The 18,237-nt window shown below is 58.0% G+C and carries 17 protein-coding genes; 9 read left to right on the forward strand and 8 right to left on the reverse strand.

Annotated features, from left to right (window positions below; translation table 11 throughout):
• The first annotated feature begins 45 nt into the window (after nt 1–45).
• Complete coding sequence (gene ahcY / locus ACR0AY_RS15405; protein WP_170514228.1) at nt 46–1,434, forward strand: adenosylhomocysteinase; 1,389 nt, start codon at nt 46–48, stop codon at nt 1,432–1,434.
• A 13-nt stretch (nt 1,435–1,447) separates the two neighbouring features.
• Nucleotides 1,448–2,197 carry an extensin family protein gene (locus ACR0AY_RS15410; protein ID WP_170514231.1) on the forward strand — a complete coding sequence of 250 codons (750 nt, stop codon included), beginning with the start codon at nt 1,448–1,450 and terminating at the stop codon, nt 2,195–2,197.
• A 4-nt stretch (nt 2,198–2,201) separates the two neighbouring features.
• Here ACR0AY_RS15410 and ACR0AY_RS15415 read toward each other — a convergent pair whose 3' ends face one another.
• Nucleotides 2,202–2,849: a DUF899 family protein gene (locus ACR0AY_RS15415; protein WP_170514234.1), complete on the reverse strand. Its 648-nt coding sequence runs from the start codon at nt 2,847–2,849 to the stop codon at nt 2,202–2,204.
• A 191-nt stretch (nt 2,850–3,040) separates the two neighbouring features.
• Here ACR0AY_RS15415 and ACR0AY_RS15420 point away from each other — a divergent pair, with 191 nt between their 5' ends.
• Nucleotides 3,041–3,382, forward strand: a complete 342-nt coding sequence (locus tag ACR0AY_RS15420) for a DUF2853 family protein (protein ID WP_170397892.1) — start codon at nt 3,041–3,043, stop codon at nt 3,380–3,382.
• A 222-nt stretch (nt 3,383–3,604) separates the two neighbouring features.
• Here ACR0AY_RS15420 and ACR0AY_RS15425 read toward each other — a convergent pair whose 3' ends face one another.
• Genes ACR0AY_RS15425 through tsaD form a run of 4 tightly spaced genes read right to left on the reverse strand, consistent with a single transcriptional unit; the run spans nt 3,605 to nt 6,354 of the window.
• On the reverse strand, nt 3,605–4,027 hold the full coding sequence (locus ACR0AY_RS15425) for an EVE domain-containing protein (RefSeq protein ID WP_170514237.1): 423 nt from the start codon (nt 4,025–4,027) through the stop codon (nt 3,605–3,607).
• Nucleotides 4,027–4,296, reverse strand: coding sequence for a YciI family protein (locus tag ACR0AY_RS15430; RefSeq protein WP_170514240.1), 270 nt, complete (start codon nt 4,294–4,296; stop codon nt 4,027–4,029). The genes ACR0AY_RS15425 and ACR0AY_RS15430 overlap by 1 nt, the downstream gene beginning before the upstream one ends.
• Before the next feature lies 1 nt (nt 4,297).
• Nucleotides 4,298–5,260: an NAD(P)H-dependent glycerol-3-phosphate dehydrogenase gene (locus ACR0AY_RS15435; RefSeq protein ID WP_170514243.1), complete on the reverse strand. Its 963-nt coding sequence runs from the start codon at nt 5,258–5,260 to the stop codon at nt 4,298–4,300.
• A complete protein-coding gene (tsaD, locus tag ACR0AY_RS15440) occupies nt 5,257–6,354 on the reverse strand; it encodes a tRNA (adenosine(37)-N6)-threonylcarbamoyltransferase complex transferase subunit TsaD (protein ID WP_170514246.1) in 1,098 nt (365 codons plus the stop codon). The genes ACR0AY_RS15435 and tsaD overlap by 4 nt, the downstream gene beginning before the upstream one ends.
• A 97-nt stretch (nt 6,355–6,451) precedes the next feature.
• Between tsaD and ACR0AY_RS15445 the strand changes: the two genes are divergently transcribed.
• Genes ACR0AY_RS15445 through ACR0AY_RS15455 form a run of 3 tightly spaced genes read left to right on the forward strand, consistent with a single transcriptional unit; the run spans nt 6,452 to nt 9,968 of the window.
• Nucleotides 6,452–7,165, forward strand: coding sequence for a uroporphyrinogen-III synthase (locus ACR0AY_RS15445; protein ID WP_170514248.1), 714 nt, complete (start codon nt 6,452–6,454; stop codon nt 7,163–7,165).
• Between the two features lie 54 nt (nt 7,166–7,219).
• Nucleotides 7,220–8,446 (forward strand): hypothetical protein, encoded by a 1,227-nt coding sequence (locus tag ACR0AY_RS15450; protein ID WP_170664107.1) that lies wholly within the window; start codon nt 7,220–7,222, stop codon nt 8,444–8,446.
• A 10-nt stretch (nt 8,447–8,456) separates the two neighbouring features.
• The gene (locus ACR0AY_RS15455; protein WP_170513508.1) at nt 8,457–9,968 is read left to right on the forward strand and encodes a heme biosynthesis protein HemY; all 1,512 of its coding nucleotides are present in this window, start codon (nt 8,457–8,459) and stop codon (nt 9,966–9,968) included.
• 127 nt (nt 9,969–10,095) lie between these two features.
• Here the strand turns inward: ACR0AY_RS15455 and ACR0AY_RS15460 are convergent, their stop codons facing one another.
• The 3 genes from ACR0AY_RS15460 to ACR0AY_RS15470 are packed head-to-tail and all read right to left on the reverse strand — an operon-like array spanning nt 10,096 to nt 13,846.
• Entirely contained in the window at nt 10,096–10,845 is a 750-nt protein-coding gene (locus ACR0AY_RS15460) for a PhnD/SsuA/transferrin family substrate-binding protein (RefSeq protein WP_170397929.1), read from the reverse strand.
• Complete coding sequence (locus tag ACR0AY_RS15465) at nt 10,842–11,459, reverse strand: response regulator transcription factor (protein ID WP_170397932.1); 618 nt, start codon at nt 11,457–11,459, stop codon at nt 10,842–10,844. Before ACR0AY_RS15465 ends, ACR0AY_RS15460 begins: the two co-directional genes overlap by 4 nt.
• Nucleotides 11,456–13,846: an ATP-binding protein gene (locus ACR0AY_RS15470; RefSeq protein ID WP_170425407.1), complete on the reverse strand. Its 2,391-nt coding sequence runs from the start codon at nt 13,844–13,846 to the stop codon at nt 11,456–11,458. The genes ACR0AY_RS15465 and ACR0AY_RS15470 overlap by 4 nt, the downstream gene beginning before the upstream one ends.
• A 242-nt stretch (nt 13,847–14,088) precedes the next feature.
• Between ACR0AY_RS15470 and ACR0AY_RS15475 the strand changes: the two genes are divergently transcribed.
• From ACR0AY_RS15475 to ACR0AY_RS15485, 3 genes are all read left to right on the forward strand, one after another.
• Entirely contained in the window at nt 14,089–15,051 is a 963-nt protein-coding gene (locus ACR0AY_RS15475) for a TAXI family TRAP transporter solute-binding subunit (RefSeq protein WP_170397937.1), read from the forward strand.
• 107 nt (nt 15,052–15,158) lie between these two features.
• The gene (locus ACR0AY_RS15480) at nt 15,159–17,768 is read left to right on the forward strand and encodes a TRAP transporter permease (RefSeq protein WP_170514255.1); all 2,610 of its coding nucleotides are present in this window, start codon (nt 15,159–15,161) and stop codon (nt 17,766–17,768) included.
• Complete coding sequence (locus ACR0AY_RS15485; RefSeq protein ID WP_170397943.1) at nt 17,765–18,196, forward strand: universal stress protein; 432 nt, start codon at nt 17,765–17,767, stop codon at nt 18,194–18,196. Before ACR0AY_RS15480 ends, ACR0AY_RS15485 begins: the two co-directional genes overlap by 4 nt.
• Nucleotides 18,197–18,237: the final 41 nt, after the last annotated feature.

Consider the following 18,237-nt stretch of genomic DNA (forward strand, 5'->3'; position numbering starts at 1 on the left):
TGCTAGTGGCACTTCGGACTGTGAATTGCCGGAGTGGAGTACCTGATGGCCGGGGACTATATCGTTAAAGACATTTCAATGGCCGAGTTTGGCCGCAAAGAGCTGAATATCGCTGAAACGGAAATGCCGGGGCTGATGTCCCTGCGCGCCGAATATGGCGAAAGCAAGCCGCTGAAAGGCGCGCGGATCGTCGGTTCACTGCATATGACCATCCAGACCGCCGTTCTGATCGAAACACTGGTGGCGCTGGGTGCTGATGTGCGCTGGGCGTCGTGCAACATCTTCTCAACGCAGGACCACGCGGCGGCGGCGATTGCCGAGGCTGGTATTCCCGTTTTTGCCATCAAGGGCCAGACGCTGGAAGAGCATTGGGATTACCTGGACAAATCCTTCCTGTTCGACGAAGGCCCCAACATGATCCTGGACGATGGCGGCGACGCGACGCTGTACATCCTGCTGGGTGCACGTGCCGAGGCAGGAGAGGACATTATCCCCGTTCCCGGTTCGGAAGAAGAAGAGGTGATCAAGAAGCAGATCGTCAAGCGCATGGCCGCGTCTCCTGGCTGGTTCACCAAAATGCGCGACCAGATCCAAGGCGTCTCTGAAGAAACCACCACCGGTGTAAACCGCCTGTATCAGCTGGTGAAAGACGGCCACCTGCCGTTCCCGGCGATCAACGTGAACGACTCGGTCACCAAGTCGAAATTCGACAACAAATACGGCTGCAAGGAATCGCTGGTTGACGGTATTCGCCGCGCCACCGACACCATGATGGCCGGTAAGGTTGCCGTGGTCTGCGGCTATGGTGACGTGGGCAAAGGCTCGGCGGCTTCGCTGCGTGGCGCAGGCGCCCGCGTGAAAGTGACTGAGGTCGACCCGATTTGCGCGCTGCAAGCGGCCATGGACGGGTTCGAAGTCACCCTTCTGGAAGACGAAGTCGCAAACGCCGATATCTTCATCACCACCACCGGCAACAAGGACGTGATCCGTATCGAGCACATGCGCGAGATGAAGGACATGGCCATCGTCGGTAACATCGGTCACTTCGACAACGAAATTCAGGTGGCCAGCCTGAAGAACCACAAGTGGACCAACATCAAAGAACAGGTGGACATGATCGAGATGCCCTCGGGCAACCGCATTATCCTGCTGTCCGAAGGCCGCCTGCTGAACCTCGGCAACGCCACCGGTCACCCCTCGTTCGTGATGTCGGCCTCTTTCACCAACCAAGTTCTGGCCCAGATCGAGCTGTTCACCAAAGGCGATGAATACAAGAACGAAGTTTACATCCTGCCCAAGCATCTGGACGAAAAAGTTGCCCGTCTTCATCTGGACCGGATCGGCGTGAAGCTGACCCAGATGGACAGCGATCAGGCGGCCTATATCGGCGTGAAACCCGAAGGCCCCTATAAGCCGGAACACTACCGCTACTAAGTGCGAAAGACGCATGACCAAAGCTTCTGGACGCCGCCGAATCCTGCTTTCGGCGGCGTCTTTTCTTTTTGGCCTCTTAACGCTGTTGACCGTGTTGGGCGGCGGCGTTTGGTGGCTGCTTGCCCATCCCAATACGCCTGTACCCCCGCACTGGAACCCGCTGCGTGATCTGACCGTGACGGCCCCGGTCACCCCGGTCACCCCTTACCAGTTGAACCGCGCACTGGCGGATGACGCTTTATGCCGTGCAGCCTTGGCCGAGGCTGGAGCTCGGTTTGATCCGCTGGACGATCTGGTGGTGGACCAGAATTGCGGAATCGAGGGACGCGGCCGGTTGTTCGGTCTGGTGAACGCCCGCGTCACTGCAGTCGAGACCCGGTGTGCCACAACTTTGCGGCTTGTCATGTGGGAACACCATGTTGTGCAACCCGCTGCGCAGCAACTACTGGGGACTTCCGTCAGCAGATTGCGCCAGATCGGTAGCTATAACTGCCGGCGGATGCGCACCGCGCAAGGACAAGACAATGGTTGGAGCAGTCACGCCACTGCGGACGCGATCGACATCGTCGGAATGGATCTCTCGGACGGGCGCAGCTTGAACCTGCTGGCTGACTGGGACGCTGACGGGCCCGAGGCCGATTTTCTGCGCCAGATTTGGCGCGGAGCCTGTGACTGGTTCCGCGTGGTGCTTGGCCCTGATTACAACCGCTTACATGCCGATCACTTCCACCTGCAGGGGCCCGGCTGGGGCTACTGCCGATAGTACCTCAGCGTAGAGGTGGGATAAAATCGCCGCGGCCCTGTGGTGTGAAATCCAGCACATTCCACAAAGGCCAAGCTGCATCCACATGCCGGGGATGCCAGTCGCTGGGTTCAAAGAACAGCTCGGAACTCCAGAAGTGATGAATGCCATCAGGGAGCTGTTGAAAGACATTCAGGATGGGAAGCTGATCACCCCCGTCGGTCTCGGCCAGATAGTCACGTTGGTAATTCGTCCCTAATGCTGAGTAGAGCGGCAGCGCATTCCAACCCATCTCATCCTTGAGCGCCGAGAGTTTTTCGGGCGTATTCTGCGCCACTACGGCAACCGAGGCGTTCTGTATGAGATGGTGGATCTGAGAGTTCAGCCCATCCAGAAACGCCGAACACATAGGGCAGGGGCGTTCCGCGTCGGGTCCGTACATCAGCGAATAGATAATCAGCGTATCCTTATCGCCAAACAGCGACGACATAGGCGCACCCTCGCCTGCCAGATCTCGGAACGCATAATCGTTAGGGGTTTTGCCTCCGGTTGGAAGAGAACGGCGCAAGGCCGCGACCTCTTCAACCTTTGCTCTCAGGTCCCGCTCGGCGGATAGAAGTGCATTACGAGCTGACCGATATTCGGTGGTTTCATTCGGCAACGTTACGGGCATGGGGACCTCCGAGAATCATAATTAACAAAAATGTTAAATAATAAATCTGAAAAAATCAAATCACCGAGTCCCGCGAAGTTCAGCCTAGGGGGAAACCTTGTGATTTTTCCCTTTTGGGAATTCCGCCGACAAGGCTAGTCTCTCGTGCATCGGTAAAAAGTTCCGTGACAATGGATTAAGGAGATTGGGACATGGGCAAACGCGACGAATTGATCGCCAAATACGCTGAAGATCTAAAAGGCAAATGCGGGATGGACCCCGATATGGACCTGCTGACCAAGGTCACCATCGGTTGCGGTCCGGCGATCTATGACGCGGATGCGTCGACAGTGGCGGCCAGCCAGGAAGGCGAGCTTGAGACGGTCAAGAACAACTTCCTCATCAAAAAGCTGGGCCTGTCGGATGGTCCCGAACTGATGGAAGGGATCAACAAGGCCATGGAGACCTATGGCATGTCCGAGCGTAACAAGTACCGCGCTGTCGTTTATTACATGCTGACCAAGCATTTCGGCAAAGAATCGGTCTATAGCTGATCCAGCCAAGAACCTTTTCAGCACCCGTCGGTCTTACCGGCGGGTGTTTTGTATTTGATTGAAACTCTAAATACTTGGCGTTTGAAGCGCGGTTCTGAAATCGGCTAAGGTCAGGATATGACCAGGACGGTCAGAGCCAATAGATTTCCGTATGCGTGTGGTGAGCTTGGGAGCACGCGGGGTAGGGAAGGTTCTGAAGTCGTCAGGGCCTTCCCTTTTCATTCAATCCGCCTCAGTCTCGCCCAAAGCGCAGATCAACTGCCATTCTGTATCGCTGACCGGCTGCACTGACAGGCGTGAATTCTTGACCAGAACCATTTCACCCAACCGCTCATCCGCCTTGATCTGATCTAGTTTGACCGGAACTGTGAAAGACCGGACGGCTTTGATATCCACGCATTCCCAACGCTCATCATCGGTTGTGCTGTCGGGATGGGCCTCGGCGCAGACCTCGACAATGCCGACAATCGCCTTGTCCTTTTGCGAGTGGTAGAAAAACCCACGATCGCCAATCTGCATCTGACGCATGAAATTGCGGGCTTGATAGTTGCGCACCCCATCCCATTCCTCGCCCGCGTCCCCCTTGCCGACCTGCTGATCCCAGCTCCAGGTCGAGGGTTCGGATTTGAACAGCCAATACGCCATCAGCCGATGACCTTTTTCCACGGGATCAATTCAACCGAGTCGAACAGGCCGGCCAGCGCGTAGGGGTCATTTGAGGCCCAGGCCTCAGCGGCGGCCAGATTCTCGACATCCAGAATGACCAGCGATCCGATCATCGCATCGCCGTCCAGTAACGGCCCGGCCTGCGCCACAACACCGGTTTCTTCAATGTAAGCCAGATGGGCGGTGCGGTTGTCCAGCCGGGTCTGTAGGGCACCAGCTTTATCCCGGGCGATCAGGGCGATGAGCATATTATTCCTCCTTAAGTGGGCGACCCAGCAGGGCCTGAATCGCGTCGGTGACACTGTAGGCACCGCTGCTGAGTTTCGCCACCGTTGCGCTGATGGGCATGTCTAACCCTTCGCTCGCTGCGATTTCGGACATGGCCTGCGCAGTGGCGACACCTTCGACGGTTGTCGTGGTGTCAAATGGCTTGTTTAGACCCAAACAAAGGCCAAAACGATAGTTTCGCGACAATTCGGATGAGCAGGTCAGCACCAGATCACCCAGCCCCGATAACCCCATCAGCGTATCGGGCCGTGCCCCGCGCTGGGCGGCAAAGCGCTGCATCTCAGAAAATCCGCGTGTGATCAACGCAGCGCGGGCGCTGTCGCCAAGCCCGGCACCAATGGCCGCGCCGCAACCAATAGCCATCACATTCTTTAGCGCTCCACCTAGCTCTGCTCCGACGGTATCGGCGGTACGATAAAGACGCAGATTGGCAGTTGTCAGCTCTTGCTGAAGCGCTTCACCCAGTTCGGCATCATCACAAGCCAGCGTCAACGCCGTAGGCAAACCGCGCGCGATATCATCGGCAAAGCTGGGGCCAGTCAGCAAGGCCGGTAGTGCGTCCGGAACGGTTTGACGGATGACTGCAACGGGACCCAGCCCCGTGGACAGTTCGATCCCCTTGCAGCAAGCCACCAAAACCTTGCCACCCAGTTCGCCGGTATATTGCGTCAACGCATCGCGCAGCTTTTGCATTGGGACGGCCAGTAACAACACATCGGATTGCGCCGCTTGTTCTAATTCAGCTGTCACTGAAACACTGGCGGGCAATGTAACGCCAGGCAATCGTCGCGGGTTCTCGCGCCCGTGCTGCATCTGCGCTGCTTGCTCGACATCTCGTGACCAGAGAGTTACAGGCCCATTGCCCGCCAAAGATATCGCCAGAGCGGTTCCAAATGCGCCAGAACCAAGGACGGTCACGCTCATGCCTTGGCCCCTTTTTTGCCGCTACCCAGCATTGCAGGGCTGGTTTGATCCAAGGGCCAGCGGGGCCGCGCCGTCAGGTCCAACCCATCTCGTGCACCGGTGCGGAATCGTTCCATACCCGCATAGGCGATCATTGCGGCATTATCAGTGCACAAAGCCAGCGGAGGGGCAGTAAATCGGGCGCCCATTTCCGCAGAAACAGTCTCTAATGCTGAGCGAATAGCGGAATTTGCTGCGACACCTCCGGCAACGGCAATAACCGGTTCTGACGGTGATGTCTCAAGATACTGGGCAATCGCGCGGCGGGTTTTCTCAGCCAAGGTATCAACAATAGCCCGCTGAAAACCGGCGCACAGATCAGCGCGATCTTGTCGGGTCAGCCCCCCTTTTTCGGCTACGACCTTATCCCGCATCCGCATCAGCGCGGTCTTGAGTCCCGAAAAAGACAGGTCACATCCGGGGCGATCCAGAAGGGGCCGGGGAAAGCGGAAACGTTTGGCATCACCCGCGCGCGCCTCAGCCTCGACTGAGGGGCCGCCGGGCTGGGGTAGGCCCAGCAGACGGGCGGTCTTGTCAAAGGCTTCTCCGGGGGCATCGTCGATCGTCCCCCCAAGGCGGGTGAACTGTTCCGGTCCATGAGCGATCAGATATTGGCAGTGACCACCCGAGACCAGCAGCATCAGGTAGGGAAAGGCAATCTCGTCGGTCAGTCTTGGTGTCAGCGCGTGCCCGGCCAAATGGTTCACCCCGATTAGCGGCAACCCGGTTGCTGCGCTTAGGCCCTTTGCGCACATCACGCCGGATATTACGCCGCCAATTAAGCCGGGACCGGCGGTGACAGCGATAGCGTCCAGATCATCTAAGCCAATTTCGGCGTGTGTTAGAGCCTGCTTGATGCAAATATCCAGCTTTTCCGCATGCGCACGCGCTGCGATCTCAGGCACAACGCCACCATAGGCGCTGTGCAACTCAGTCTGGCCATGCACCACGGATGACAGGATCTCGGCCCCTACGCCTGTGCCCTGCCGCACAACGGCGGCTGCGGTATCGTCGCAGCTGCTTTCCAGTCCAAGGACGGTAAGTGTTTGCACCATAGGCCTGATCCGTTGCATCATGATTGCCAAGCGGGGTATCACCCCGCGCGGATGCAAACAATCCCAAGGCCGAAGGCGCCGACCGTTGTATTTGTTGATGACCCGCCCTCGCGCCGCCTCGGACAGGTTCGTTGCGCAACTGCCGGACCACATTCGGCCGCAAGTCGCGGTTATCCATTCACCCTTGTTAAAGATCGAACCGCTGGGTGTCATGGTTGAGTCCGATGATTCTGCTGGACTGATCTTTTCCTCGGCAAATGGCGTGAACGCCGCCGCCGTATTGAATGTGGAACGCAGCCTGCCCGCCTATTGCGTTGGTTCGGTGACCACGCAGGCAGCGCAGGCAGCAGGGTGGGATGCTCAGATGCTGGGTGCGACGGCCGAAGGGCTGGTGGCCAATCTGCTGAAACTCAAGCCAAACAGCCCGCTGCTACATCTGCGCGGAGAACACAGCCGTGGCAACGTGGCCGCGCGTTTGACTGAATCCGGGCTGACCACCCGCGAACAGCCGATTTATCGGCAACAGCTTTTGCCGCTGAGTGATGAGGCTTCCCACGCCGCCGAGGGTGATCAGCCCATCATCGCCCCGCTATTTTCGCCCCGCACAGCGCGACAATTTGCCGATGTCTGGGCCGGATCCGCGCCTCTGTGGCTGGCCGCGATCAGCGAAGCCACAGCGGAACCCCTTAAAACACTGAGTTTCGAGCGGCTGAAGATCGCGGATGAACCGACCCCGGACAAAATGCAGAAAGCCGTGAAAAAACTCGTGAAACACGTGATGCGGGTTGAGAGCGCGCCGGGTGCAGATTAACTTGGGTTAGTCTGTTGTTCATGTGTTTTGGGAATCGATAAGGGGATTAACGCGGTGGCTGATAAGAAGAAACCCGATCAGGAACCGGTCGAAGACCCCAGCGTCGAAGAGGTGGTAGAAGCCGCCGAGACCGAAAGTGATGCAGTGTCGGATGAGAAATCCGTTGACGCGGATAACGCTGCGGACGAATTGACTTCCGAAGCCGAAGCCGAAGCCGAAGCCGAAGCCGAAGCCGAAGCCGAAGCCGAAGCCGAAGCCCTGAACAGGGCCGAGCCGACCGAAGAAAAGCTGATCGAACGCACAGTCGAAAAACGCGGTGGGTTTGTTCCGGCTTTGTTGGGCGGGGTTATTGCTGCAGGCCTCGGATTTGCTGCAGGCAACAGCGGGTTATTGTCTCAAGGAGCAGATAGCTCGGACGCAATTTCCGCGCTCGAGTCGAAGCTGGCGGAACAATCCGATCAGATTGCCCAACTGACAAAAACTCTTGCTGAAGGCCCCGATGTCTCGGGCTTGTCAGATCAGATCAAGGCGTTGTCGGATAAGCTTGCTCCGGTCGAAAGCGATCTGACTGCCGTGAAGAGCAGTGTTGATGGCCTGACCGGTAAGGTCGACCCGCTTGAGGAACGCCTGACCGCGCTTGAGAAGCAGCCGCTTGAAGCAAATGTCTCGCCCGAGGCCACAGCCGCGTTCGAGGCAGAATTGAAGAAACTACAGGATTCTCTGGCCGCTCAGCGTAGCGAAGTGGAAAAGATGGTCTCAGACGCGCAGGCTTTAGAGGCTAAAGCTTCGGCCGAGGCGCGCGCGGCGACCAACGCTGCCATCCTGTCGCGTTTGCATGGTCAATTGGATGCCGGTCAACCCTATGAAGATTTGGTCTCTGAACTGAAAGCCGGTGGTGTCGATGTACCCGATGCCTTGGCTGCGTCTTCGAAGGACGGAGTTGAGACGCTTTCGGCGCTGCGCAGCTCGTTTGCCCCCGCAGCCCGCGCCGCACTGGCGGATGCCCGTGATGCCGATAAAGGCACAGGCTTGGTTGCTTTCTTGCAGCGCCAGACAGGCGCGCGGTCGGTGACCCCGCAAGAGGGCGACGATCCGGACGCGGTCCTGTCGCGTGCTCAGGCAGCGTTGGCAGATGGTGATGTCTCAAAGGCGCTGACCGAATTGAAATCCCTGCCCGAAGCGGCACAAACCGCATTGGCGGATTGGGAGCAGGCGGCGCAGACACGGGCCTCTGCCGTCGAGGCCGCAAACACGCTTGCTTCAAGCCTGAACTCGAACTGAAGGACCTGCCATGCTGTGGTCATTGTTAAAGATCCTTGTTTTTGTTGCGATTATCGGCCTGCTGGCCATGGGTGCTGGGTTCTTGATGGAATCATCCGGCGGCGTGCAGATCACCGTCGCAGGCACCGAATACACACTGGGCCCGCTGCAATCAGTGATCGCGCTGGGCGTGCTGGTGTTTGCGGTCTGGTTGTTCTTCAAGCTGCTTACGCTGCTGATCGCCACGCTGAAATTCCTAAACGGTGATGAAACCGCCCTTTCACGTTATTTCGATCGCAGTCGGGAAAAGCGAGGATATCAGGCGCTGGCGGACGGGTTGATGGCGCTGGCCTCGGGTGAGGGGCGCGTGGCGATGACCAAGGCCAATAAGGCCGAGAAGCTGCTGAACAATCCGGAACTGACCAATTTGCTGGTGGCGCAGGCAGCCGAGATGACCGGTGATACCAAGAAAGCGTCCGAGACTTACAAGAAGCTGGTCACCAACAACGCCACGCGATTTGTCGGTGTGCGCGGGATCATGAAGCAAAAGCTGGCCGAAGGCGATGATGAAACCGCGCGCAAGCTGGCCGAGAAGGCTCTAGCCCTCAAACCCCGGCATGAAGAAACGCAGGATGTGCTGTTGAACCTGCAGACCAAAGCGCAGGATTGGGCCGGTGCGCGGTCCACGTTGACCTCGAAGCTGAAGGCCGGGTATTTGCCGCGCGACGTGTTCAAACGGCGCGACGCAGTCCTGGCTTTGTCCGAGGCCAAAGTGCTGCTGGACGACACGGCGACGGTCGAACAGCAGGAACATGCGATTGAGGCAAACCGCCTTTCACCCGATCTTGTCCCAGCAGCCGCCATGGCCGCGCGCGCCTATATCGAAAAGGGCAAACCGCGTGCAGCCACCAAGATTCTGAAAAAGGCGTGGGAAGTACAGCCTCACCCCGATCTGGCCCATGCCTTTGCCGAGATTGTGCCAGACGAAACACCTGAACAGCGGATCAAGCGGTTCACCGCTTTGACCCGCATTCATTCAGAGAATATGGAAACACGCCTGATTTTGGCCGAGCTGAACATCGTAGCCGAAGACTTCCCCGAAGCGCGACGCGCGCTGGGTGATGTTGTCGAAAAGCAGGGGGATGCACGGGCCTACACGCTGATGGCTGCGATTGAACGGGGCGAGGGCGCCTCGGACGCGGTGGTTCAGGGTTGGCTGGCCAAGGCGTTGAACGCACCGCGCGGGCCGCAATGGGTCTGCACCAATTGCCACGACATTCAGCCTGAATGGGGACCGGTGTGCCAGAACTGCGGCAGCTTCGATACGCTCAGCTGGCAGACGCCTCAGACGCCCGAGATTGCTAGTGCGACGGGTGTGCACATGCTGCCTCTGATCGTTGGCGCGCTTGAGGATCAATCAGAGGCTGAAGAGGCAGAGGAACCTGAAGAAAGTGCTGAAGAGTCACTTGAAGAGCCGGTCGAAGAGGACATGATCGAGGGAAAGGCCGAGCCGGTCACGGAGGAAGTCGCGCGACAGACCTAACGCGCGGTCTCGGCGTTGAAAGCGTCGTTCCGCAGCTTAAACAACCCGGCCCACCGATTCTGATTAAGGGCGACCAAAGCCATTATGTGCTATCGGCTGTCGTCGGCGACACCGGCACACAAGACGACTAAACCGATCCCGGCGGGTTCTGCACGTCCAGATAACGTTCGGCCGGAATCCTCACGAGACCTTTGATCCCCAAGGCAGTACGATCCGCATCATCCAACTGCGCAATCGCCCGTTCAACCGCTGTAAAAATCGCTTGCTGATCGTTACCCTCCGCAGTGATCAATGGCAGGCTAGGCGTCGGGTCCGTCCACTCTAACACCCGCAGAGATGCGGCAAACTCTTCATACTCAGCCATCAATCGCCAAGAAACCGCATCAAGGGCGGCGATATCGGCGTGACCTTCCGCAACGGCATGCGCCGACTTCAGGTGACCTTCGGTTTGCACACGGTGCTTGAACCAGAAGCCATGCGGCTCAAGATGCCAATAAGGCGCGGCGTAGCCAGATTGCGAAAAGGTCTGGTTGTAAGCGAACACCGCTTCCCGAAACGCCATCAGATTTGTGCGTGGATCATCGGCGCGCACGACCAGAGCACTGCGGTAATAGCCGGGCGGACACCCGTCGAGACCATAGTCTGGCGTGCCAACCAACGCGACCTTATCGTGCAGCCATGTCCGGTACGGCATGCCGCAAGTCTGGCTGAGCACCAGTTCCGGGTGCTGCCAGACCGAGAATTCCTCGGCGTCCTGCGACAGATGCTCAGGGCTCTCGATCCCGGCGCGGTTCAGATTGTCACGGATGAGGTTCCAGTATCGCAGATGTGCCTCATCAAGCTGAGGGCGGGCATACATCATCAGGCTTGCGATCATTGCATCTGCCCGAACAGTTCATACAGCTCTATCGTGGTTTTCACGCCGACCTTCTGCTGGATGCGCCCGCGATGAATTTCTACCGTGCGGGGGCTGATACCCAAGGCAGTTGCGATCTCCTTGCTCGACGTGCGCGCGGGGTGGGTCAGAATATGTTGCAGGACCTGCTCCTCGCGGTCGGTCAAAAGTCTGCGCTTATCCGCAAGCATCTGACGTCGCGATTTCTCGGCGCGCAGACGGTCGCCTATTTCAAACGCGGCCTGTATCCGTTCGATCAGCACCTGCAGGTCAAAGGGTTTTTCCAGAAAATCAATTGCACCCGCCTTGGTGGCCCGCACGGATTCCGGAATGCCGCCGTGACCCGAGATGAAAATGACCGGTATGGTCGACTCGCGCCGGTTCAGATGTTCCTGCAATTCCAGCCCGTCCATGCCGGGCATGCCATAGTCCAGGATCAGGCAACCTTTTGCGTCCTCATGCACCTGATTCAGAAATGTCTGCGCATCGGCAAAATGCTCGACCCGTAGTCCGCGTTTGCTGAGCGACCGAGATAAGGCGACGCGCACATCTTCATCGTCATCGACGATATAGACGACCAGCGGCTCAAAGGTCATGCGTGATCCTCCTTGGGCTGATCGCGGCGCTGCAGGGTGAAACAGAAGCGCGCCCCGGACGTCTCAGTAGGCTCGTACCAAATGGCTCCGTCATTGGCTTTGACGATGGTCCGACAAATGGACAGGCCCAGCCCCATCCCGTCGGTCTTCTGGGTGTCAAACGAGTTGAACAAGGTGACACCATCGCTAATCCCGGGCCCGTTATCCTCAACCCGCACCTCGACCAGTTCATCGCTAGTCTTTGTAGTGATGGTGATTTTACCCTTGCCATCCGGATCCAGGGCCAAGGCGTCGATCGCGTTGCGCAACAGGTTAACCAGAACCTGAGCGATCTGCGTCCGGTTTCCGATGACAAGAGGAAGGTCGGTTTCTTCATAAAGCAGCTTGATCTCGTGTAACTTCGCCTCGGCGTCCATCAGGCTGACGGTTTGCCGGATCAACCCGTTCAGTTCAAACGGAGTCTGACGTCCGCGATCCTTACGCACCACATCACGCAGGGCGCGGATGATGTCGCCCGCACGGCGCGACTGGCGGTCGATATCCGAAAGGATTTCTATCACCTCAGGATCGGGATCGCCGATTTCATCCAGCGTGATCTTTGCGGCGTCGACATTATAGGAAATCGCGCTTAGCGGTTGGTTCAGCTCATGCGCCAGCCCTGAGGCCATTTCTCCCATCAGGTTGACCCGTGCCACATGGGACAGATCGCGGCTGAGGCGGCTTACTTCATCCTCGGCCTGCTTCCGATCGCTGACGTTGTCGATAATGGCAACCGCATGATCAGGGGTCCCGCTTTCATCGCGGATGAGGATGGCATTGACCCGCAACCAGATGGGGGATCCATCTTTTCGGATAAACTGGTTTTCGGCGATGAACTCGGAATCCTGCAGCAAGGTTTCGCGGAACTTGACCGCGATCTGCTGTTCATCTTCCGGCAGGATGTCGGCCAGCGTCATCTTCTCCAATTCATCCGGCTGATATCCCATGATATCGCACAGCTGTTCGTTGGTCCGCAGAAAACGCCCCGTTTCGGGTGAGATCTGCGCCATCCCGCGCGAGGCCAGATCGAAGGTGCGGCCATAGGCGGTTTCGAACCGTTGCCGTTGTCGAACTTCCTGTGTCAGAGCCGCGCCGGTATCTTCCAGCTCGCGATAGGGGCTGTGCAGGCCTTCTTCGGTGGTGATCTCTCCGCTGCGCAATTGCTGGCTCTGGCTGGCAAAGGTGCGCACAGGGGCATAGATCCGGTCGGCCATGGCCAAACCAATTGCGCCGGTCAGAATGGCAATGGCAAGCGCGATCCAGACGCCTTGCGTCCGGTTCTTCTTGATCTCGCCAATAAAGTTGTCCTCGGCCGCATAAAGCCCGATCAACCAACGCAGCCCCGGCTCGGACACCTCGATCAGCATCGCCACATAGTCCTGACCGTTCAGCTGGAAATCGGTATGAACCGGTCCTTCCGTGTCGCTCAGACCGGTTTGCACGACATCTCCGAACGCCTTTTGTGCGATGGGGTCTGCGATTTGGTCCACACGCGTCAGCTCGGGCGCTTCCATATGTGCTTCCTGCCGGATCAGCACCAGCGTTGGATGCGCCAGCACCGCGCCATTTTCGTTCAGAACCAGCGCGGCACCGCGTCGTTCCGACCAGATGTCCAGCAGGAATCCCGACAGGGCGTCGATCTGGATATCGACACCCAAAATGGCACGGATAGCTCCGGTATCGTCCAATATGGGGACACTATAAGTGATCCCCGGCTGGCGCGTGGTGAAGAAGATATAAGGCTCTGTCCAGATCGGTGCTTTGGCTTCGGTCACCATTCTGAACCAAGGCCGGGTGCGCGCCTCATAGGTGTCAGTCTGGGTAGTGGCCGTTTCCAGCAATGTGAACTGATCGTTGCGCCATTGGAAATCGGCGGGATGTTCCGCGGTGCCGGGCAGGAATGGCGGAACGAACTTGGTGCGATAACGTCCGGGCTCTTCCGCGCGCATGACGTAGACAAACCTGCCCGTCGCATCGGCCAGATACATCCCTGCGAGTTGAGGCGCGACCTGTAGCTGCTGAAAAAAATGGCTTTCCAATACGCCAGGATCGCTGATATCCAGTACGTCATTTTCAGCAAGTCGCCGAGTTGCATCCAAGGCCTGCCGGGCGGGGTTCAGAAAACTTTTGACTTGGCCGATGACATTGACACTGACTTCGTTCAGTGATGTTCGGGATTGCCGCAACAGCGCGTTCTCCGAGCTGACAAAGGTCGACAGGATCACCGAAAGGATGGCGATGAACTGCAGCCCGCCCAAACACAGCGCAAGCGTGGCGCGCAGCGATCTTCGCCTGCGGGCTGGCTCAGTGTGGTCCTGGCGTATTTCTTGTTGCCCTGCGTAGTTCAATTCTTGTCCAAACGACCTTCTGCACGGGTCGGTATCACAGTCACAGAATGTGATCAGTTACCCTCTTTCCCCTATATCTGAATCCAAGCCTATACGTAATCTACCGTATAGACACCTGCTGTTTGGTTTCGCTTTCCTCTTTATCATCGGGGGGCCTGATTCCAGTGCGATTTTTTCTGTTGTGTTCTGAAAGGTTTCAGGCACCCCACAGATCAAAAAAGACTGACAACAGGAGTGTCAAAGTGTTCAAGAAAACCTCAATCACCGCATTTGCCGCGGCGGCCCTGATGGCACCAGCGGCATATGCTGAAGAATTTATCACGATCGGAACTGGCGGCGTTACGGGTGTCTATTACCCGACGGGTGGCGCGATCTGCCGTCTGGTCAACAAGGGCCGGAAAGAGCACGGGGTCCGGTGTTCGGTGGAGTCGACTGGGGGGTCGGTTTACAACATCAACACCATTCGCGAAGGCGAGCTTGAGTTTGGGGTGGCACAGTCGGACTGGCAGTACCACGCATTCAACGGCAGCTCGAAATTCGAAGAAGCCGGCCCGTTTGAGAACCTGCGTGCCGTGTTCTCGGTACACCCAGAGCCGTTCACGGTTGTGGCGCGTGCCGACGCGGGTATCTCGAATTTCGAAGACCTGAAGGGTAAGCGCGTCAACATCGGCAACCCCGGTTCCGGTCAGCGCGGCACCATGGAAGTGCTGCTGGGCGAAATGGGTTGGACCACCGATGATTTCGAACTGGCGACCGAGCTGAAAGCGGCTGAACAATCCGCTGCTCTGTGTGACAACCAGATCGATGCGATGGTTTACACCGTGGGTCACCCTTCGGGTTCGATCCAGGAAGCAACCACCGCCTGTGACTCGGTTCTGGTGAACGTCAGCGGCGACGCGGTTGACAAGCTGGTTGGTGACAACTCCTTCTACCGTACCGCAACCATCCCAGGTGGCATGTACCGCGGTTCGGATGGTGACACCTCGACATTTGGTGTTGGTGCAACCTTCGTGACTTCGGCTGACGTGTCGGAAGACGCGGTTTATGCGGTTGTCAGCTCGGTCTTCGAGAACTTCGATGACTTCAAAAAGCTGCACCCGGCATTTGCCAACCTGAAACCAGAAGAGATGATTGCGGACGGCCTGTCGGCACCGCTGCATCCCGGCGCTGAGAAGTACTACAAAGAAAAAGGCTGGATTCAGTAACCAGACCTGACACGGGGCGCCTTTCGGGGCGCCCCGATTCATATCCGGGCTAAACCGGAGACAAGACGGCCGCAAAAACCAAGGCCGAAGGACAGGGAGATACCAACATGAGTTCCGACACACAGGGCAATCGCCCTCTTTCCGAAGAAGAGCTTCAGGAACTGGTTGCCTCATCAGACGCAGGCGCGCGTGATCCGGCGGGTAATGTCGGGCTGTTTCTGGCGATCGTTGCGGTCTTGTGGTCGGTGTTCCAGGTCGTTCTGGCCTCTCCCCTATCGAATTATCTGCTGCCGGGCAGTGTAGTGAACAACTCACGCCAGATTCATCTGGCCTTTGCGATGTTCCTGGCCTTTTCGGCCTATCCGGCACTGAAATCCAGCCCGCGGAACTACATCCCGATTCAGGATTGGATCATGGGGATCGTGGGCGCATTTCTGGCCCTCTATGGCTATTTCTTCTACCAAAAGATCGTCGATGCGGGCGGTCTCGCAGACGACACAGACAAGTGGTTCGCCCTTGTTGGCCTGCTGTTGTTGTTCGAGGCCGCGCGTCGCGCGCTTGGCCCGGCAATGGCGATCATCGCCACGATCTTTCTGGCCTACGTCTTCTTCGGTTCCTCCGAGTGGGTGCCCGAGGTGATCCGATGGAAAGGCGCCAGCCTGCAAAAGGCGATGAGCCATATGTGGATCACGTCCGAAGGCGTCTTTGGCATCGCGCTGGGCGTTTCAACCAAGTTCGTCTTCCTCTTCGTGCTGTTCGGCGCGCTGCTCGATAAGGCGGGCGCGGGCAACTACTTTATCAAGATGGCCTTTGGCGCGCTGGGGCACCTGCGCGGTGGCCCGGCCAAAGCGGCTGTTGTTGGTTCTGCGGCGACCGGCCTGATCTCGGGCTCGTCCATTGCGAACGTTGTCACGACCGGCACCTTCACTATCCCACTGATGAAGCGTGTGGGCTTTTCCAGCGAACAAGCGGGCTCTGTTGAGGTCGCCTCATCCGTTAACGGCCAGATCATGCCACCGGTGATGGGCGCTGCTGCCTTCCTGATGGTGGAATATGTGGGCATCTCATACGTTGAGGTTATCACCCACGCCTTCCTGCCCGCCGCGATTTCTTACATCGCGCTCGTCTACATCGTACACCTTGAAGCGGTGAAGCGGAACATGCCGACGCTGGGCGACCGCGTCGTTTCGATGGGGCGCACAATCGGTGGAATGGCGCTGTTCTTCGTGGGCTTTGCCGGGCTGTGCTATGGCATCCAGTACCCGATCAAAGCGATTGTCGCGCTCATGCCCGATGCGTCGGGTCTGGTCCTGTCGGCGCTGATCGTTTTGGCCTATCTGATCCTGCTTTGGCTGGCTTCCGGAGTAGAGGACTTGGTGCCTGACGATCCTAATGCCAAAGAGGTTGAACTGCCGGTAATTGCCGAAATCTACAAGGCCGGTCTGCATTACCTGCTACCGATCATCGTGCTGGTCTATTTCCTGATGATCGAACAGAAATCACCGGGCCTATCAGCCTTTTGGGCGACTTCGCTGCTGTTCGTGATCCTGCTGACGCAGAAGCCGCTCAAGTCGATCTTCCGGGGCGAAAGCGACACAGCGAATGCCTTCAAGGCCGGTGTCGTCGACCTGTGGAACGGGCTGATCGACGGCGCGCGCAACATGATTGGTATCGCGCTGGCCACCGCCACTGCGGGTGTGATCGTGGGCACCGTAACGCTGACCGGAGTGGGTCAGGTGATGGCTGACCTGGTCGAGTTCCTGTCGGGTGGCAACCTGATCGCCATGCTGGCGCTGGTCGGTCTTCTCAGCCTGATCCTCGGAATGGGCCTACCGACCACGGCGAACTACATCGTCGTCAGCTCGCTGATGGCGGGTGTCGTTGTCGAACTGGGTGCGCAGGACGGCTTGATCGTGCCGCTGATCGCGGTGCATCTGTTTGTGTTCTACTTCGGCATCATGGCTGATGTGACGCCGCCAGTTGGTCTGGCGAGCTTTGCCGCCGCCGCCGTCTCGGGCGGGGATGCGATTAAGACCGGTTTCACCGCCTTCTTCTACAGCTTGCGCACCGTGGCACTGCCTTTCGTGTTCATCTTCAACACTGACCTGTTGCTAATCGATGTGGGCTGGGTACAGGGCATTCTTGTGGCCGTCTCTGCGACCATCGCGATCCTGATCTTTACCGCCGGTACCATGGGCTGGTTCCTGACCAAGAACCGCATCTATGAAAGCGTGGCGCTGATTCTGATCGCCTTTGCGCTGTTCCGTCCGGATTTCTTCATGAACCGCATCGCACCGCCCTTTGCGCAGATCGAACCGGCACAGCTGACACAGGCCGTGGGTGAGGCCGCACCCGGCAGCACCATGCGGATTGAGGTCGCAGGTCCGGACTTTGACACTGGCAATATGACCGAAACCACCGTTGTTCTGGACATTCCGGAAGGGGCCGACGGCACAGCACGCATTGACGCTCTGGGCCTGATGACGCTGGAAGAGGATGGTCTGGTCAAGCTCGACGAGCCGATGTTCGGTACGCCGGTCGCGGATGAGCTGGATATGTTCGACTATTATGCTGACGATGCCGTTCGCATCACCAGCATTCAGGCCCCGCAAAGCCAGCCCGCGAAAGAGCTGATCTTTATCCCGGCGCTGATCCTGTTGGGTCTTGTCGCCTTCCTCCAGCGCGGCCGCGCCGCAAAACAGGGAGAACCCGCATGACCCAAGCAATTCTGTGCGCCGTGGATATCAGCAATGGCGATCTTGATGTTGCTGTCCTTGAACGCGCCGCAGCGCTGGCCGAAATGGATGGCGCGCGGCTGGATGTCGTGACCGTGACACCTGACTATGGCGAAGGCTTTGTCAGCAGTTTTTTTGAGCCCCACCACCACGAAAAGGTGATTGAAGAGGCTCATGAAAAGCTGGTCGCCCTCTGCGCCGCCACGCTGGGGGAAGAGCGCAACGCCAAGGTCCGTCATGTGGTGGCAACTGGCAGCGCCTATCAGGAGATTCTCAAAACCGCGGAAGGCGCGGGCTCGGACTTGATCGTGATCGGCGCGCATAAGCCTGACTTGAAAGACTATTTGCTTGGTCCGAATGCGGCGCGCGTCGTGAGGCATTCGCACACGTCAGTATATGTTGTGCGGTAAATCGATCGGATTTAAGCTGAGAATCTGCCATTTGAAGCTTG

The organism is Ruegeria sp. A5 (assembly GCF_056543005.1).

Excerpts from the sequence above, each read along its gene's own strand:
- ACR0AY_RS15425 (WP_170514237.1), bottom strand. The coding sequence starts at position 4,027 with ATGGCGTATTGGCTGTTCAAATCCGAACCCTCGACCTGGAGCTGGGAT.
- ACR0AY_RS15445 (WP_170514248.1), top strand. The coding sequence starts at position 6,452 with ATGACCCGCCCTCGCGCCGCCTCGGACAGGTTCGTTGCGCAACTGCCG.
- ACR0AY_RS15435 (WP_170514243.1), bottom strand. The coding sequence starts at position 5,260 with ATGAGCGTGACCGTCCTTGGTTCTGGCGCATTTGGAACCGCTCTGGCG.
- ACR0AY_RS15410 (WP_170514231.1), top strand. The coding sequence starts at position 1,448 with ATGACCAAAGCTTCTGGACGCCGCCGAATCCTGCTTTCGGCGGCGTCT.
- tsaD (WP_170514246.1), bottom strand. The coding sequence starts at position 6,354 with ATGGTGCAAACACTTACCGTCCTTGGACTGGAAAGCAGCTGCGACGAT.
- ahcY (WP_170514228.1), top strand. The coding sequence starts at position 46 with ATGGCCGGGGACTATATCGTTAAAGACATTTCAATGGCCGAGTTTGGC.
- ACR0AY_RS15460 (WP_170397929.1), bottom strand. The coding sequence starts at position 10,845 with ATGATCGCAAGCCTGATGATGTATGCCCGCCCTCAGCTTGATGAGGCA.
- ACR0AY_RS15485 (WP_170397943.1), top strand. The coding sequence starts at position 17,765 with ATGACCCAAGCAATTCTGTGCGCCGTGGATATCAGCAATGGCGATCTT.
- ACR0AY_RS15465 (WP_170397932.1), bottom strand. The coding sequence starts at position 11,459 with ATGACCTTTGAGCCGCTGGTCGTCTATATCGTCGATGACGATGAAGAT.
- ACR0AY_RS15420 (WP_170397892.1), top strand. The coding sequence starts at position 3,041 with ATGGGCAAACGCGACGAATTGATCGCCAAATACGCTGAAGATCTAAAA.
- ACR0AY_RS15430 (WP_170514240.1), bottom strand. The coding sequence starts at position 4,296 with ATGCTCATCGCCCTGATCGCCCGGGATAAAGCTGGTGCCCTACAGACC.
- ACR0AY_RS15455 (WP_170513508.1), top strand. The coding sequence starts at position 8,457 with ATGCTGTGGTCATTGTTAAAGATCCTTGTTTTTGTTGCGATTATCGGC.
- ACR0AY_RS15480 (WP_170514255.1), top strand. The coding sequence starts at position 15,159 with ATGAGTTCCGACACACAGGGCAATCGCCCTCTTTCCGAAGAAGAGCTT.
- ACR0AY_RS15415 (WP_170514234.1), bottom strand. The coding sequence starts at position 2,849 with ATGCCCGTAACGTTGCCGAATGAAACCACCGAATATCGGTCAGCTCGT.